Below are 17,975 nucleotides of genomic sequence, written 5' to 3' on the forward strand. Positions count from 1 at the left end.
AGTAATTACTCGCCTTATGGATTTTGTAAATCAATTAGTTGAATTTATTACTACTCCCTTAGGTTTGATGCTCTTAGGTGGTGGTTTAGTTCTAGCCTTACAAGCCGATCAGAAACGTCCACTTTTAAGTTGGATTTTGGTCTCGATTTTTGGATTTGCGGCTTCTCTGAGCAAGTTCGCCGATGAATTTATTAAGGAGCCGCCATCGCTAGTTTTTCCACTTCAGCAAATTCGCGAGGTGGGGCGACCATTAGCGATCGTTTTATTGTTAATGCTGATCATTGTTGCCTTAAAGACTAAAAGTTACTGGCGGCAAAAAATTATTCCTAAGCCTGTAATTTACATTGTCTTAGTTCAATGCATGATTTTCATTAAAATCCTAATTTATGGGGATGTAGGCTTTGCTTTTTTAAGTGCGACTACGTTTGGTGGATTAGTTTGGTCGATTTTGTGGGGACCATCGCGATGGCTACAGGACGATCGCAATTTTCAGTTAGGTGTCTGGGCGATCGCGATGGTGGGCACGATATTTATTATTGCTAATGGCTATCAAGCATTAATCGACCCCTACGCGATTACCTTTGTGCATGGTTGGTTTTTAGGTACTACAGGTAACCCACACCATGCGGCTGTTTTGATTACTGCGACAATTCCTTCCTTCTTATTTCTCTACTTTCAGCGCGAACAAAGCCGATGGATGCGAGGTCTATGGATTGGACTTTTAGCCATGTCGATATTTGCATTGTTAATGACTGCCTCGCGAACTGGGGCAATCATGGCGGTGGTTTCAGTCTTAATGTTTTTCCGCTACCGAGGTGGGAACCTATTACAGCTCGCGCTATTTATCGGTGTGATCGCGGCAATTACTTTGCCATTCCTCAGTCCCAGCGATGCTGACACCACGGGCATTTTAACCAGTACAGTAGACAAATGGGATAACTTAGATAGCAATACGCGCGAAAATGTTTGGAATGGTTATTTGAACCTCTTCATTGAAAATCCCCTGTTTGGTGCTCCATTTCAAGGCGATCGCCTTCTGTTTGGTGAGAGCTCGTGGTTGGGGGTATTGGGAAGTTTGGGCTTAATTGGTGCAGTTCCCATGTTCATGTTTGGTTTGAGCAGTTTGCAAATGATATATAGGCTCGATCGATTGTGCAAAGCTAGACCAGAATACTACCTCCAATGTAGCGCCGTTATGGCTGGACTGTTGTCTTTACTTGTTGGCGGCATTTCGGAAGCCTATCTACTCGGTAATTTGACCTTTTCCATTCTGGCGGTGCTTTTATATCTTGTACTCGGTAATTATCTTTTAGAAGTTGCCCATCGAGATGATTATTTGGATTTTGTTAGTCATCAGTAGCTAGGCATCATGTCAGTTCCCCATAAGCTATGAAAATTTTGCATCTAGTTCCATCTATTGCGGCGGTGAGAGGAGGCACGAGTATTGCTGTCATGGAGATGGTTAAGGGCTTACGGGATATTGGTATAGATGCCGAAATTGTAACGACCAATGATAATGGTAAGACTTTGCTAGGTGTTCCGCTCCACCGATTGATTGAATATGAAGTCGAAGGCGAAAAAGTGCCTGTAAGATTCTTTCCCAGATTCTCGCCACCCATTCATGCTGTGCGCGAGTTTGCCTTCTCAGGCAGCTTGACAATTTGGTTGTGGCAACATCTCCGCGATTACGATCTCATTCACGTCCATGCAATTTTTTCCTATCCTGCAACCATTGCTATGACGATCGCACGTCAGCAAAATATTCCTTATGTTAATAGTCCCCATGGATTGCTATGTCAATGGTCATTGCAGCAAGGAGCGCAAAAAAAGCATATTTACCTGAACTTGCTCGAAAAAGCAAATTTATTTGGCGCTAAAGCGATTCATGTGACAGCAAGGCAAGAGCAGGTAGAAATAGAACTACTGGGTTGGGCTTTAAAAACTGTCGTTCTGCCACTGGGTTTGCAAATATCACCAGCGATCGCCGATGCAAGAGAGCAGCTACATCGAATGCTCGATATTCCCTCTCAAGTTCCGATCCTGCTTTTTTTGTCGCGAATCCATCCGAAAAAAGGGCTAGATTACCTGATTCCCGCGCTCAGTAAATTGCGCGATCGCCATTTTGCGTTTGTGCTGGCGGGTAGTGGCGATCCAGAATATGAGGCAGCATTGGAGCGACTGATCCAAGCTAATCATTTAGGCGATCGCACTTTTAAATTGGGTTTTGTTACGGGGATTAACAAAAATATTTGTCTGCAAGGATCAGACCTCTATGTCTTGACCTCCCATTCAGAAAATTTTGGGGTATCGGTTTTAGAAGCCCTTGCCGCAAGGACTCCCGTACTCATAACTAAGGGGGTAGCCCTCGCCGAGCTAGTCCGATCGCAACAATTAGGCTGGGTGGTGGATTTGGATATTGATGCGATCGCCGCCGCGATCGCCCAAAGTCTCGATCAACCTCAAGTTAATCAACAAATAGGCGATCGGGCTGCAAAATATATTGCCGAACATTACACTTGGAACAAAATTGCAGTTAATCTCCAACAGCTATACATATAGCTGCCGCTAGTCTTGTTATACCAATTCCCAAAATGGCGTTGCCATTTTGGGAATCTCAAAACCTTACTGGATTTGGTTTTTAATTCACGAAAGTGTGACAACACTTTCGTGAATTGGTATTAGGACAAAATTAAAACCCAAAATAGTGTTGCCGCGTGGAGCGCGGCAACACTATTTTTTATGTCCTGATACCGTTGAGGTAGCTTTCGCTGTGCTCAAGTGATTAATACAACGCCAAGAAGAGAAGGGCGGAGCTTTGCTTCGCCCTTCTCTTCTTGGCGTTGATCGGGATTTTTAAAATTTAAGGATCGACCCAGCGATCGTCGGATTTAATGAGAGCAATTAATTGTTCTACCCCTTCCGCTTCAGGTACGCGCTTGATCTCTTCCTTGCCACGATAAAGAGAAATGGTGCCTGGAGTTTTACCAACATAACCATAGTCGGCATCAGCCATTTCTCCTGGTCCATTGACAATGCAGCCCATCACCGCAATGTCTAAACCGACTAGGTGACTGGTGGCTTCGCGGACTTTATGTAGTACTTCTTCAAGATTAAATAGGGTACGACCGCAAGATGGACAGGCGACGTATTCCACCATTGTTTTGCGCAGCCCTAGGGATTGCAAAATGCTGTAACAGACGGGAATTTCTTTCTCTGGCGCTTCTGTGAGTGATACCCGAATAGTGTCGCCGATTCCTTGGGATAGTAACGTGGCGATGCCCGCCGTAGACTTGATCCGACCATATTCCCCATCACCCGCTTCCGTTACTCCTAAATGCAAGGGGTAATCCATACCCAATTGATCCATGCGTTTAGCCATCAATTGATAGGCGGCGATCATGACGGGGACGCGGGATGCCTTCATGGAGATAACGATATTTTTAAAATCCAGATCTTCACAAATGCGAATGAACTCGATCGCAGATTCGACCATACCCTGAGGCGTATCGCCATAGGTAAATAGCATCCGCTCGGCGAGAGAACCATGGTTTACGCCGATCCGCATTGCCTTACCCTGTTCCTTGAGAGACAGAACAAGCGGCTTGAGGGTGTCGCGGACTTTTTCGGCGATCTCGTCAAATTCTGATTGAGTATATTCGGTACGATTTGCCTTGGGTTTCTCAAATACGTATAGTCCTGGATTAATGCGGACTTTATGAATATGCTTGGCGACTTCGAGGGCAATTTTCATGCCGTTGTGGTGGACATCGGCGACCAGAGGCACATCAAGATAAGTCCGTTGGAGCTTTTGACGGATTTCTGAGAGGGCGGCGGCGTGAGCCATGCTGGGGACGGTGACGCGGACAATTTCGCAGCCAATTTCATGCAAGCGGCGAATTCCTGCTACCGAGCCATCTATATCGAGGGTGTCTTCATTAATCATCGATTGCACCACTACAGGTGCGCCTCCGCCGATGGTGATGTTTCCCACTTGGACGGGGCGAGTTTTGCGTCTGACGATTACACCAAGATTTTCACTGCCATCCACGATCGGTTCGGCCGTAGCTTTTTGTGTGCCGTTTTGTGTGCCGTTTTGTGTGCTTTTCGTATTCTCAGAAACAGTCGCCATAACACTTTTAGTTACTTTCTTTCATTAGTCTATCTGAAGTGGGGGACAGTAGCTTTATTTTGCGCTTTTAATTTTGCGCTTTTAATTTTGTTGTGGAAAATATTTTGAGCGCAACTCAAAACCCTAAAGATGGGTGGCGGCGCTTCGCGCCGCCACCCATCTTTAGGGTTTGTTGCTATAGAAGCGCACTTTTATAGCTGCCGCCAGTTTTGTGAGGACAAAATCAAAACCACAAAGAGAGTTGCCGCGCGGAGCGCGGCAACTCTCTTTGTGGTTTTATGTCCTGATACAGTTGGCGGCAGCTATAGAAGCGTAATTTTAAAGCTGCAAAGAAGCTACACAATAAATGCAAAATAAAAAAGTGCTGTATGAGTAAAATGTTAGCCATGAATTACTTTCCCGCCCATCGATACTTTGCTTACCTGACTTCCCCAGCGATCGCAGCAATGCCAAACAAGGAGAATGTGGTAATTGTTCAACCCATGGGAGCGATCGAACAGCATGGGGCACATTTGCCATTGATCGTTGATGCGGCGATAAGTATTGGGGTGTTAGCAAGGGCTTTAGAGCAGTTAGCTCCTGCGATTCCTGCCTATGCCTTGCCACCGTTGTATTACGGCAAGTCGAATGAGCATAGTACCTTTGCAGGAACGATTACGATGAGTACACCGACAATGTTGGCGGTATTGACGGATATTGCGGAGAGTATTTATCGAGCAGGATTTCGGAAACTGGCAATCATGAATTCCCACGGTGGACAGCCGCAGATTTTGGAAATAGTCGCGCGTGATCTCCATGAGAAATACCCCGATTTTCTGATTTTTCCCCTCTTTACTTGGCGGGTTCCTAATGCAGCGAAGGATTTATTAACAGCCAAGGAATTGGAGTTGGGAATTCATGGCGGCGATGCGGAAACGAGCCTAATGCTAGCCCTCTTGCCCGAACAGGTCGATATGGATCAAGCGATAACCGAATATCCCTGTGGCTTGCCCGAACATAGTATGTTGAGTATGGAAGGAGCAAATCCCTTTGCATGGGTGACGAGGGATTTGACTAGGAGCGGGGTTTTAGGTGATGCTAGGGCAGCAACTAGAGAAAAGGGAGAAAAGATTTTGGCTTCTTTAGTGAATGGGTGGACAACATTGATCGAAGATATCTATAAATTTGAACAGCCGAGGGCCTATGGCAATCATCTCCTCTAAATCAATTCAAGAGCCAAATCCTGAAGGCGATCGCTCTGCCGATGGGGTTGCCCCTCAAAATTCATCCGCATCAGCTTCTGAACAGGTTGCTAGTAAAAAATCCACGCCCCGATCATCTAAAAAATCAACTAAGAACGATCGCCAGTCGCCCGAAATGCAGCAGGCTCTTGATTTACTGCAAGCGGAGGCGACCCCAGAGGAGAAGTTAGCGGATCGATTGGCAAAGGATAATTTGGTTGAGGCGGCGCAAGTTGGCGCTGATATTAATATTCGTCCAAAAAACCTTCAGGATTATATCGGTCAAAAGGATTTAAAAGAATTATTAAATATTGCGATCGCGGCGGCAAAGTCGCGATCATCAGCTCTCGATCATTTGTTGTTATATGGTCCTCCCGGATTAGGTAAAACTTCCCTCGCCTTGATCGTCGCGCAGGAAATGGGCGTACAGTGCAAAATTACTTCTGCGCCTGCCCTTGAGCGTCCCCGTGATGTGGCTGGGCTGCTGGTATCTTTGCAACAGGGTGATATTCTCTTTATCGATGAAATTCATCGTTTACCGAGTGTGACCGAAGAGATTCTCTATCCTGCAATGGAAGACTATCGTCTTGATATTACGATTGGGAAAGGTCAGGGAGCAAGGATTCGCAGTGTGCAGTTAAATAAATTTACCCTGATCGGCGCTACGACCCGAATTGGCGCATTATCTTCGCCATTGCGCGATCGCTTTGGATTTGTGCAGCATTTCCGCTTTTATGAGCAGGATGAACTGACGCAGATCGTGTCGCGTAGCGCCAAGATTCTCGCGACCCCGATTGATGATGATGGGGCGATCGCGATCGCGGCAAGGTCGCGGGGTACGCCTCGGATTGCTAATCGCCTGCTAAAAAGAGTGCGAGACTATGCGGAGGTAAAGGCAAAGGGCGAACAAATTACAGGGGCGATCGCGGAATCGGCTCTAGAATTATTTAATGTCGATCCTAAAGGTTTGGACTGGATCGATCGCAAACTGCTAACGGTATTAATCGAGAATTTTCATGGAGGTCCCGCAGGTTTGGATACCTTGGCGGCGGCGACGGGAGAGGATGCCCATACGATTGAAGAAGTGTATGAGCCTTATTTATTGCAGATCGGCTATATCAATCGCACGCCTCGCGGTCGGGTTGCCACGGCGGCCGCATGGAAGCATTTAGGCTATCCCGTCCAAACGGCGATCGCGGGGTTGTTATAGCTACAGTCACTTGACTTAGAGCAAATCAAACCCCAAGAATTGACTGGCGGCGCGAAGCGCCGCCAGTCAATTCTTGGGGTTTATGTCCTAGTACAATTGGTGACAGCTATATAACTATGGTCAGTAATGTTAAGTCAGGACATCAAACCCAATAGAGAGTGGCGGCGCGAAGCGCCGCCACTCTCTATTGGGTTTGATGTCCTGACTTAAGTGACTATAGCTATAAACTCCGTGCTCGTTCAATGGCATGGGTGCGATCGCCAGACTTGGTAACCAAATAATTATTTATGGCTTTAGGTATAACATCGTGGCATCAGTGGTTAAAACCCAAACGGATAGCCATTTTTGAAGCTTGTTTAATAGGTTTAGTGGCTGGTTTAGCGGCGGTTTTGCTAAAACAGGGGATCGGCTGGCTGGGAGGGTGGCGCGTGCGGGTTGCCCATGAAGTATGGTTTGTACTGCCGCTAATTGGTTTAGTCGGCGGATTTCTATCGGGACTTTTAATCGATAAATTCGCGACAGAAGCCTCTGGCAGTGGCATTCCCCAAGTTAAGGCGGCGCTCAGTTATGTGCCGATCGCGCTCAATCTCCGAGTTGCGGTTGTCAAGATCGCCAGTACGATTTTAGCCTTGGGGTCGGGGTTAGCCCTCGGTCGTCAAGGTCCAACGGTACAGATTGGCGCAGCGATCGCAGGACAGGTAAGCCAATGGATTCCTACATCTCCCGAATATAAACGCCAATTGCTCGCCGCAGGAGCCGCCGCAGGGCTTGCCGCTGGATTTAACGCCCCGATCGCAGGGGTACTGTTTGTGATCGAGGAACTTCTGCACGATGTCTCTAGCCTGACGTTAGGAACCGCAATTCTTGCCTCCTTTATTGGTGGAGTCGTTTCGCTAGTCTTGTCTGGACAGGGGCTAAATACGGCAATTCCAGAAATCCATTTTTCTGCTCAAGAGATTCCGTTCCTCCTATTGTTGGGACTGCTGGTCGGTTGGTTTGCCGCCTTATTTAATCACAGTGTGATCGCCGTTACGAAATGGAATCGGCGGATTTTTAAAACGGGATTTGCGGGGAGAATCGCGATCGCTGGTTGTGTTTCTGGAATCGCCATCACCATGCTTCCCGATGAATTTCGAGACAGTACGGGTTTGCAGATGTTCCTCGCTATGGGGCAATCAGACTGGTCGGTTACAGTTGGAACCTTTGCCGCGAGATTTATTCTCACTTTAATTGCTTGTAGTGCGGAAACTGCGGGGGGATTATTTGTGCCTAGCTTGATCTTGGGGGCAGCACTCGGATCCTTAGTGGGAAATTTGGAACATTCTGCCCTAGGGATGGGAACTCTGGGAACCTATGCACTTTCGGGAATGGGAGCTTTTTTTGGAGCCGTGGCGAAAGTGCCAATCACCGCGTTTGTGATTGTTTTTGAAATCACAAGGGATTTTAATATTATTCTGCCCTTGATGATTACCAGTGTTGTTGCCTATCTTTGTGCTGAAAAGTATGCTCCTGGATCGTTGTACACCCACTTATTAGAACTTAAAGGCATTCATCTCCAGACCGAAATAGTTACCGATGGGCTGTGGGATGGATTAAGAGCGATGGATGTCATGCAGCGGCAGGTTGAGACCATAAGTAGTGAAATGCTAGTTACTGAGGTAATGCAGTCGTTTGCGCGATCGCGTCATCGAGGTTTTCCTGTCATGAGTGACGATCACGTAGTGGGCATTATCACCCAAATGGATTTGGTGAAGTTCCAAGAGCAAAATATTCTCTCTAAGAATATTTCTGAGAATATTGCTGAAAATATTAAAGTTGGTCAAATTATGACCAAAAATCCCATTACCGTTAGCCCTGAGGAGCGATTATCTCAAGTTCTTTATCTTCTTTCCTATTACAAACTTTCACGATTACCCGTCATCGATCGCTATAAACTCGTAGGAATTATCACGCGCAGCGATATTTTACGCGCTCAAGCCAAGCGTTTACGGGGAGTTAGTTCTCAAATCACCAAACAATCCTATTTAGTCTATCAACAGCGAGGGACTGCTACGGGGGCGGGACGATTACTCCTCCCTCTCAGCGATTTGCAAACGGCGGAATACTTAATTGCCATGGCGCTAGGGATCGCGGAAGAGCGCAATTATGAACTAGAATGCCTCCATGTTATCTCCATTGCTGCACACCTCGCTCCGTCAGAGACAACCGTTGATCTAAATCCTAGTTTGGAACTTTTTCGACGGGTGGCGATGGCAGCCCAGACTAGGCGAGTTTCCATTCATACTCAGGTGCGGGTAGCCCATGATATCGGTCAAACGATTTTAGAAGTTGCCCGCGATCGCAAAATCGATCTGCTATTAATTGGCTGGTATGGTATCTCTAAATCCTCAGAACGCATATTTGGACATACGGTGGATACGGCGCTAGAGCAGGCAGACTGTGATGTGATGTTCGTTAAATTTAGCGATCGCTTACAAAAGGCTAATCCATTTAATCAAGAGTTTCGCAAACCGCATATTTCCTTTAATCGTTGGCTCGTTCCCATTACGGGTGATTCCAATGGTGAAAATGTCATCAAACTCCTTCCAGATCTGATATCTATGTCTCCCTATCCAGAGGTATGCCTCTGCCAGATTTTTTCGCCAATGGATGAAAAGCAACAAGCAAGCCATTTAGAACAATATGCAGACTTACTATATAAATCTCTCCAGTTTAAAGTTGATACTGTTTCCGTCTGCGCTAAGTCCGTTACCGATGCAATTGTAGACCTAGCAAATCAGGAGCGAAGTGATGTCATTATTCTAGAGGCAAGTCATGAAGGCATTTTGCACCAGATCTTGCATGGTAACGTTTCCGAAGCGATCGCTCGTAATAAGAACATGTCCAATCGCACAATTATCATTTTCCGAAAGGCAATTTAAAATCTAAAAATTGGATATCGCTCTAGCTCAAAGTAGCTAAGTAACCCCCAGAAGAGAGTACCGCCTGCTACACGGGCGGTACTCTCTTCTGTTTTTGGTTGCTTATATTGTCAAATCTTGATTTGTCAGCTATATTAGATTTCAGGTTGAATAAACCTTCGGTGTCAAGCCGACCCCACTTGATAATAAACACTTGATAATAAACATTTAGACAACAGGAGGTGATGCCCATGCAATCAGATAGTAGTAACGGTAAACGTGTGGGTCTTCAGATTTCCGAGCTGTGTGCTGGGGCTGTTCTGTAGGTATTTAGTTAATTGGTTTTACTATTATCGTTAACTAGTAAATCTCAGATCCTTCCAGCAGTTGACTGTAATCTAAAGATCCTAAAGTATTCCGAAACAAAAAGACCTAGCCATTGGCTAGGTCTTTTTGCTAAGTAACGTCAGTTCGAGTTAAGCTGGCAAATTTTCAAAGCCCAAAAGTAAAAGCCTTGCGTAGCAAGGCTTTTACTTTTGGGCTTTGAGGAAGGGTTTGCATAGCAAACCCTTCCTCAAAGCCCGTTTCCAATTATTCTGAACTCATATTAAGTAACTGATATTCGTTCCACGTAACACCAGTTATAACTGTCGCCAATTGTACTAGGACATAAATACGAAGAATTGAGTGGCGGCGCGAAGCGCCGCCACTCAATTCTTGGGGGTTGATTTGTCCTAAGTCAAGTGACTGTAGCTATATTAGTTTATGCGCTGGTTAGGAATAAAATTACATCACCTTCTTGGACGATATATTCTTTTCCTTCACTGCGGAGCAGTCCTTTAGCACGGGCGGCACTCATGGAGCCGCAGTCCACAAGATCTTTAAAGGCAACAGTTTCGGCACGAATAAAGGCTTTCTCAAAATCAGAGTGAATTACCCCTGCGGCTTGAGGGGCTTTCATGCCTGCATGGATTGTCCATGCCCGCGCTTCTTTGGGACCAACTGTGAAGTAGGTACGCAGTCCTAAGAGATGATAAGTGGCACGAATTAAGGATTTTAATCCGCCCTCTTTGACTCCAAGGGATTCTAAGAAATCTTGACGCTCTTCGTCGGGTAGCTCTAGTAATTCGGATTCGACTTGGGCGGAAACGATAGTTACTTCGGCATTTTCAGCCGCTGCGATCGCTTTTACCTTCTCGACAAAAGCATTGCCCGTAGCGAGATCGTCTTCGGAGACATTGGCGGCATAAATTGTGGGTTTGAGGGTGAGTAGTTGCAATACCGAAATTGCTGCTTTTTCCTCATCATTCAGATTGGCGAGACGCGCGGGTTTGCCTGCATCAAGGGTCTCCCGTACTTTTTCGAGGGCTGCCAATTCGACCTTAGCATCGGCATCGGCACGGGCTGCTTTACGGGTGCGCTCGATCCTGCGATCGACCTGAGCCAAGTCGGATAGGGCGAGTTCGAGGGTAATGATTTCGATATCACGGGCGGGATCGATCGAAGCCTCAACATGGATGATGTCGTCATTCTCAAAACAACGGACAACATGGACGATCGCATCGCAGACGCGAATATTTCCTAGAAATTGATTGCCTAGTCCTTCTCCTTTGCTCGCCCCTCTGACCAGTCCTGCAATATCGACAAATTCGACTCTAGTAGGAATGATTTGTGCGGATTTACCGACTTCGGCGAGGGTAGTGAGGCGATCGTCAGGGACGGACACTGAGCCAACGTTGGGTTCGATCGTACAAAAGGGAAAGTTTGCTGCTTCGGCTTTGGCGTTGGCAACTAGGGCATTAAATAACGTAGACTTTCCCACATTGGGTAGTCCGACAATCCCAGCTTTGAGCATGATGGCTATCTAAACGAAAACTTTTTTGACATTGTGCTTATAAATTCTGTCATAAAAGGTCATAAAAGTCTCACTTGATGAGACTTTTCGCAAAATATCCCCAACTCTTTATTTATAGCTGCCGCCAGTTTTGTGAGGACAAAATCAAAACCCCAAAGAGAGTTGCCGCGCGGAGCGCGGCAACTCTCTTTGTTTTATGTCCTGATACAGTTGGCGGCAGCCATACAACTTATTTACAGCAGTTATCGATTAATCCAGTATGCCAGAGCCTCTTTAAGTTGTTGCTTGCGGATGGGTTTACTCAGATAATCATCCATACCTATGGCAAGACAGCGATCGCGATCTTCGGTGAAAGCATTGGCAGTCATGGCAATGATCAAAATCGGTTTAGGTGTCTGATTAATTGCCTCGATGCGCCGAATCGCTTCAGTGGTGTCATATCCATCTAATACGGGCATCTGACAATCCATTAAAATAATGTCATAGGACTTAGTTTGAATTAGCTGTAATACCTGTTCTCCATTTTCGGCTAAATCCGATGGAATACCTAACTGCGATAGATAGGCTAAGGTCACTTTTTGATTGGTGATATTATCTTCGGCTAATAGAATTCTTAAACTTCTTAACTTCTCCATGAGAATCGCTTCTTCTTGATTTTCTCTAGATGAAATGGAACTAGCCGTGATAGGAAGACTGGGATTAGGGATATTTAATCCCAAGGCTAAAAATAGGGCTTTTAAGAGTCGTTGCTTTTTAAATGGTTTGGTGACATACCCACAAAATCCCTGATCAAGTGCTATCTGCGTCTCACCCTGACGATTGGCCGTTAACAGGGCAATTATGGGTAAATTGATAAATTTTTCTTGGCTATGGATCTGACGGATCGCCTCAGTGCCATTGAAATTTGTTAATCGCCAGTCTATGAGAACCGCGTCAATATTTTGATTATTTTGATTTTGATTATTTTGATTGTGATTATTTTGATTGTGATTTTGCCCATGATCCAAATAGGCGATCGCTTCGGGGAGGCTGGAGGCTTCATGGATATTCGCGCCAAATTTAGTAAGGTAATAGCGAATAGTCTTACGGGCATATTGATTGGCATCAACTACCAAAATATGCCGATCGCTTAAGGATTGGCGATCATAAACCAAGGATGGCGATTCTTGGTTTGTCTGAAGCGTAAAAGGCAGTACAAACCAGAAGCAAGTACCGCGATCGTTGGCAACTGGGCTAGATATACCGATCTCTCCTTGCATTAGTTCCACCAACTGACGGCTGATCGCTAATCCTAAACCTGTTCCTCCAAAACGGCGATTGGTGGAAGTATCAACTTGAGAAAAGGGCTTAAATAGCTTGTCTTGATTGGATGGGTGGATGCCAATGCCTGTATCAATAACTGAAAAACGCAAATAGATTTGTGATGGGGAGGTTTGCTCTAGGGATTTTTTGTTTTCAAAATCGCGATCGCGTTCGATGCGCACAACGATTTCGCCTTCAGAGGTAAATTTAATGGCATTGCCAATTAAATTCATCATGATTTGGCGAAACCTGACGGTGTCAGCCATTAGGAGTCTTGGCAAATCCTCTTCAAAGGATGCATTAATTTCTAAACTTTGATTGTGGGCTTGCAAGCCAAACAGTTCGAGAATTTCTTCGATACATTGTTCTAGATTAAAAGGTAGGCTTTCTAATTGTAATTCTCCTTCTTCTAGCTTTGACAAGTCCAAAATGCGATTGATCAAACTGAGGAGCAGGTTGCCACTCAGTCGAATATTTTCTACAAAGTCCTGCTGCCGATCGTCCAGAGTAGTACTAAGCAATAGATCGGTCATCCCTAAAACCCCATTCATTGGAGTCCGAATTTCATGGCTCATATTTGCTAAAAAGATGCTTTTAGCCCGATTCGATTGCTCCGCAAACTGTCTAGCGGCTAGTAATTCTTGTTCTTTGCGCTTAAGTTCCGTAATATCTCGCCCAACATAGACAAAATCATGGTTTCTTTTGAGATTGTATTCCGACTGATAATTATGGATGGTGGAGCAGGAAAATGAGATGAGGATTTCCTCATGAGCCTCTGATAGACATAGTATTTCAATATTGGCAAAATAGCGATTGTTCGCTTGAGATTGGTCGTTGCTTAATTGATTATCTAGATAGTTTTGATGGATTAAATTGAGCTGATTGGGATCTTTAAATATTGCAGAAATTGAACAATTTACTAAGTCATTATAGTCATAACCAAACAGGTTAATTGCCGCAGGATTTACCGTTTTAATTTTTCCTTGATGATCGGTTACGATCAAGGCATCAGCCATGGCTGAGATGATTCTATCAATATATTCCTTGGAGTTTTGTAATGCATTAGCTAGAAGTTCAGATTCGTTCGCTCTCTGCATTAATTCCTGAGACATGATCATCATATCCGTACAATCTTCAATACAGATAATTATATTTTTGTCTTCTTCTTCTAACTCGTTGGTTCCAATAATATAGAAGTTGAAATATAGGGGCTTTTGAGGATCCGTAGAACGACAAACCCCCTTGATTTCAAAACTAGTAACTTGATTTAGCCAAATACTCTGAAAAGATTCTTCTAAACCGATGGTTTCTGGAAAGGCTTGGCGAATATCTTTGTTTAATAGGGACTCAAAAGGATATTCGGAAAATCTCTCGGCTCCGTAGGAGGTATCAGTAATTATCAACTGTCGATCGATCGTAATGAATGAGCGTTCTGAAGCAGTAAGAAGTTTTTTGAGAAGTTTTGACTGTTTCATAGCAGTGAATGATGGGAAAGAACATCAAATATTCTTTGGGATATTTTTACTTGGATTTATACTGATACTTAGGAGTCAAAATTGTATCTTTATTCTAGCATCAGAATCTGGTGGGCTAATTGATGGAATATTTCATCAACCCCTTCACCTGTTTTGGCTGATGTTTCATGGATAGATAAACTCAGGCTCATAAATTCTGTCGAGATAGATTTTAATAGGTTCTCTCTTTCATCCTTCTCAATTAAATCGATTTTGTTTAGCGCAATAATTGGACTTGACTTAGAATTAATTGATTGAAAAAGTTGTACGTGTTCTCTTAAACTTTGGATGCTTGATGGTCTGGTAACATCTCCTACAATGAGTGCGCTTTTCGCTCCTTGTAGATAGCTAGGCGCGATCGCCTTAAACCGAGTACTACCTTCAATATCCCAAATAATTAATTGTATTTGTTTTGATTCTGCTGTGGAATCATTGGCAGATTTAGCAATAGATACGAGTTTGCGTGATATCTTTACCCCCACAGTTGATAAATATTTGTCACTAAATTGACGATCTACAAATTGTCGAATTAGGCTAGTTTTACCAACCCCAAAATCGCCAATAAGACATATTTTTTGAGAAATAACTTTAGCAGGAGAATGCATTTAATTTGATGTAGACATTGGCTTTAACATAGGTTGAAACTCTACCCACCTTAAAATTTGGTCAGAGGACTGCTTCACAGATATATCCATTATTCCAGAAATATGTAATCGTTTCGCATTTACGCCTCTTTGTAATAGGGCTTCGCGCACCGTACGAGCGCGCTTCATCCCTAACTCATAGTTGATCAGGCGATCGCCAATACTATCACTTTTTGCGAAGATCTGGAGATCGTAGTCTGGGTATAGATCCAAAAAAGCTTGAACTTCTAATAGCTTTTCGCTGTCTGTGGGCTGTAGGGTGGTTATCTTAAATGGGAAGTAGATCTTTGTCGTTAGTTTGGGCATCAGCAGCGTGGCGGCATTGCTAACGGTGGTGACTCCTGCAATTTTTGTAAATGTTTGTGTGATTTTAGGGATGAGACGAGGGCGATCGATTTGACCAGTTATGGTTACTTGACCATCTTTAAACTCGCTTTGAATATTGATTCCTTGCGTATAGTTGAGTACCTTTGTGAGTCGTTGGACTTCATTGGCAACCAGTTCGGGATCGGGGGGGATATTGACTGTGTAGATATTATTGTCAATTTTGGTGATGGCTTTTTCGGTGGTTGTGGAAGTAGTTGCTACTTGGATTGCCCGATTGCGTAGGTATTGATTTGGCAATTTGCCCGATAAGCTGAGGCGATCGCCATTAACATTTACATTGAGGCGATAAACCGCTAGCTCAGGGGTAGCGGCTAGGGCTTCTAATATTTTGGCTTCGATTTGGCGATCGCGAATAGACTGGGATTGATACATGCCAATGGGTATAAAAATTAAAGCGGCGATCGCCAATCCCATCAATATCAATCCCTTCAAGGGTTTGTTGGGATCCTTAGGCTCCTCAACCGCCATCAAGGTTTTGAGAGCAATTGCAATCTCAGGATCGATAAGGCTAGTATCGCCATCAAATTCTTTAAAGCTTTCGCCATGGACTTGGACGACTTGACCGAATACATCGCGAATTTTGGTTACTAATTTGAGATCGGGTTCACCCTCAATAATTACCGCAAGATAGCAATATCCTGCCACCTCTAGCAGGATTTTGGAACCACTATAATTAATTGCATCGAGTTCCGTTGTCCTTTCCGAGCGCGATATACATTCACTGGCAAAGCTACGGATAGCAGTCAACATCCCCGCGAGCATGTCGGCATCGATGGGATTGGCGTGGGAATAGAGATCGCTCTGTTGAATGTCAATTATGACTAACCCCGATAGATTATGGATGAGAAATATCGCTTGGACTTCAAAGGGAACGGATTCTTTTAAAATTAGCTCTGCTTCTGAAACACCACGGATTTTCGCCCGCATTTTTCGCTGTAGCCCCTCTAAGCTAAAGGTTTGTTCGACTTTCTCATTAATAGACCTAATGGCTTCCGCAAAATATTTAGCGATGGTATTGCCAATCACAGGATAAAGCGCATCCACCATTGCGTCGCGCTCTAGGTCGATCTGGCGCTTAATTGCCGAACCCATTTCTGGGGCAAGGGAATCAACGATCTCATCGCGATCGATGCGAATTTGTTCGCGAATCGCTGCGCCAACTTCTGGTCCAAGCGCCTTAGCGATTTGTTCGGGGCTATTACGAATTTGCTCGCTAATCGCATTGGGTAGTAGATCGGCGATCGCATGACTCATTGATAATCGATCCAGTTGCGATCGCTCAAAAATCACCTCAGCAATAATGGGGGTGATTGCTTGACACATTTCCTCTCTAGATTCACTCGTTTTTAGACTGAGCAACTCAGCAATAATTGGCAATAACAACTGGACTAGCTCTTGTGGTTCATAAATTCGATTTTCTAACTGAGCGACTCTTTCTCTGACATTAGCGATTTCGGTGGGAATGTTATCTTGTTCATTACCAATTTCTAAAAGTTTGGAACCAAAATTACTGAGATCGAGGGATGCGTGTTGAACTAAGTTCTCTAGATCTTTAATTTTATTCATCAATTCAGGACTGTTGACCTGACTTTCCACAATCCCCAGTTTTTGCTCGACAGAAATCTTAAAGCTGCGTAGGTCTTCGATCTCTGGAACAACTAAAATATCTTGTAAAAGATGTAAAGCCGCTGCATCATCGGATGGACTCCCAAAATATATATTTGAGGTATTTGAGGTATTTGAGATATTTGGGGATTGATTAATTGGAGATTGGTTATTTGTTAGCCCAGTTTGAGGAGATTTTCGATCTATTTCTCGCTCGATTTCTTGAGATAGTTGAGAAGAACTATGGGAGGGTTGGTCAAGACCTAAAAGTAGACTTTGAATTAGGTGTACTGTCTCTTCCTCTTCTTTGCGGACAGGGTTTGAGAATTCTACTGGTTCATGGTTTACAGATTCTAACTCCAAAATATCTGCTGCTAACGCCTGTTCTTCCATTTGACGCTCCTCTTCACTATGTACAGATCCATTTGTCAGAGGAGGCTCTCGCAAAAATGGTAGTTCGTCGAGGAGGCTGGGAAAAGAATAGGTCACAGGCGATCGCCTTAATTCTGAAATCTCTTCATCTTGGACTTTGATACTGGCGCTCTCATGAGACTTAATCGATCGATTGGCAGCATTATTGGATTTATTAATTGATACTTTAGAAGTCCTTTCATTGTTGCTACTAGTTGGCAATTCTGCCGTATAGAGCCCTTTATCTAGCCCCTTATCTAGCCCTTGATCTAAGGGAGGCAAATTAGCTCTTTGGGGTTGAGCTGGAATATTTTTAGCGTGGTCAGACTCAATGATATTTAGGTCAGAGAGTAGGAGTAAAAACTTCTCAACTTCGCTGAGAGCATTATTGCTGGGGTTACTCTTCCGCTCTGACATACTGTTTAAATGGTGGCTTTTTCTAACTATAGCGCTTTGCTATAGCAATGCAAGTTTTGCTTAGGAGCCAAAGCCCCAAAGATGAATGGCGGTGCAAAGCACCGCCATTCATCTTTGGGGTTTACTTTGTGCCATCCTGACTATGGGTGCAATTTCAAGGCTGCCGCCAGTCTTGTTAGGAAAAAAGCCCCCCCCAAAGAGGGTTGCCGCGCTCCGCGCGGCAACCCTCTTTGGGGGGTTATACCAAAGCACAAAATGGCTACGCCATTTTGTGTTTTGAAAACCCTTACTGGATTTGGTTTTTAATTCACAAAAGTGTTGTCACACTTTCGTGAATTGGTATTATATAAGTAGAAAAAACAAACCCAGAAGGGCATACCG

At 44.4% G+C, this 17,975-nt stretch carries 10 protein-coding genes; 5 read left to right on the forward strand and 5 right to left on the reverse strand.

What is annotated here, in order from left to right; translation table 11 throughout:
* Positions 1 to 16 precede the first annotated feature (16 nt).
* Both PseudUWO310_RS16745 and PseudUWO310_RS16750 read left to right on the forward strand, forming a co-directional pair.
* Positions 17 to 1,360: an O-antigen ligase family protein gene (locus PseudUWO310_RS16745; RefSeq protein ID WP_142603285.1), complete on the forward strand. Its 1,344-nt coding sequence runs from the start codon at positions 17 to 19 to the stop codon at positions 1,358 to 1,360.
* Positions 1,361 to 1,389: 29 nt separating this feature from the next.
* Entirely contained in the window at positions 1,390 to 2,559 is a 1,170-nt protein-coding gene (locus tag PseudUWO310_RS16750) for a glycosyltransferase (protein WP_142603287.1), read from the forward strand.
* 301 nt (positions 2,560 to 2,860) lie between these two features.
* Here the strand turns inward: PseudUWO310_RS16750 and ispG are convergent, their stop codons facing one another.
* Positions 2,861 to 4,129 (reverse strand): (E)-4-hydroxy-3-methylbut-2-enyl-diphosphate synthase, encoded by a 1,269-nt coding sequence (gene ispG / locus PseudUWO310_RS16755; RefSeq protein WP_142603289.1) that lies wholly within the window; start codon positions 4,127 to 4,129, stop codon positions 2,861 to 2,863.
* Positions 4,130 to 4,506: 377 nt separating this feature from the next.
* Here ispG and PseudUWO310_RS16760 point away from each other — a divergent pair, with 377 nt between their 5' ends.
* From PseudUWO310_RS16760 to PseudUWO310_RS16770, 3 genes are all read left to right on the forward strand, one after another.
* Positions 4,507 to 5,331, forward strand: a complete 825-nt coding sequence (locus tag PseudUWO310_RS16760) for a creatininase family protein (RefSeq protein WP_142603304.1) — start codon at positions 4,507 to 4,509, stop codon at positions 5,329 to 5,331.
* Positions 5,332 to 5,485: 154 nt separating this feature from the next.
* Positions 5,486 to 6,559 (forward strand): Holliday junction branch migration DNA helicase RuvB, encoded by a 1,074-nt coding sequence (gene ruvB / locus PseudUWO310_RS16765; protein WP_223805717.1) that lies wholly within the window; start codon positions 5,486 to 5,488, stop codon positions 6,557 to 6,559.
* Between the two features lie 287 nt (positions 6,560 to 6,846).
* Positions 6,847 to 9,480, forward strand: a complete 2,634-nt coding sequence (locus tag PseudUWO310_RS16770) for a chloride channel protein (protein ID WP_142603294.1) — start codon at positions 6,847 to 6,849, stop codon at positions 9,478 to 9,480.
* Between the two features lie 742 nt (positions 9,481 to 10,222).
* Here PseudUWO310_RS16770 and ychF read toward each other — a convergent pair.
* From ychF to PseudUWO310_RS16790, 4 genes are all read right to left on the reverse strand, one after another.
* Positions 10,223 to 11,314: a redox-regulated ATPase YchF gene (ychF, locus tag PseudUWO310_RS16775; protein WP_142603296.1), complete on the reverse strand. Its 1,092-nt coding sequence runs from the start codon at positions 11,312 to 11,314 to the stop codon at positions 10,223 to 10,225.
* A gap of 242 nt (positions 11,315 to 11,556) precedes the next feature.
* Positions 11,557 to 14,091 (reverse strand): response regulator, encoded by a 2,535-nt coding sequence (locus PseudUWO310_RS16780; RefSeq protein ID WP_142603298.1) that lies wholly within the window; start codon positions 14,089 to 14,091, stop codon positions 11,557 to 11,559.
* Between the two features lie 89 nt (positions 14,092 to 14,180).
* Positions 14,181 to 14,735 (reverse strand): Rab family GTPase, encoded by a 555-nt coding sequence (locus PseudUWO310_RS16785; protein ID WP_142603300.1) that lies wholly within the window; start codon positions 14,733 to 14,735, stop codon positions 14,181 to 14,183.
* Entirely contained in the window at positions 14,736 to 17,594 is a 2,859-nt protein-coding gene (locus PseudUWO310_RS16790) for an OmpA family protein (protein ID WP_142603302.1), read from the reverse strand.
* Positions 17,595 to 17,975: the final 381 nt, after the last annotated feature.

Source organism: Pseudanabaena sp. UWO310 (assembly GCF_006861605.1).
Classification (GTDB): Bacteria; Cyanobacteriota; Cyanobacteriia; order Pseudanabaenales; family Pseudanabaenaceae; genus Pseudanabaena.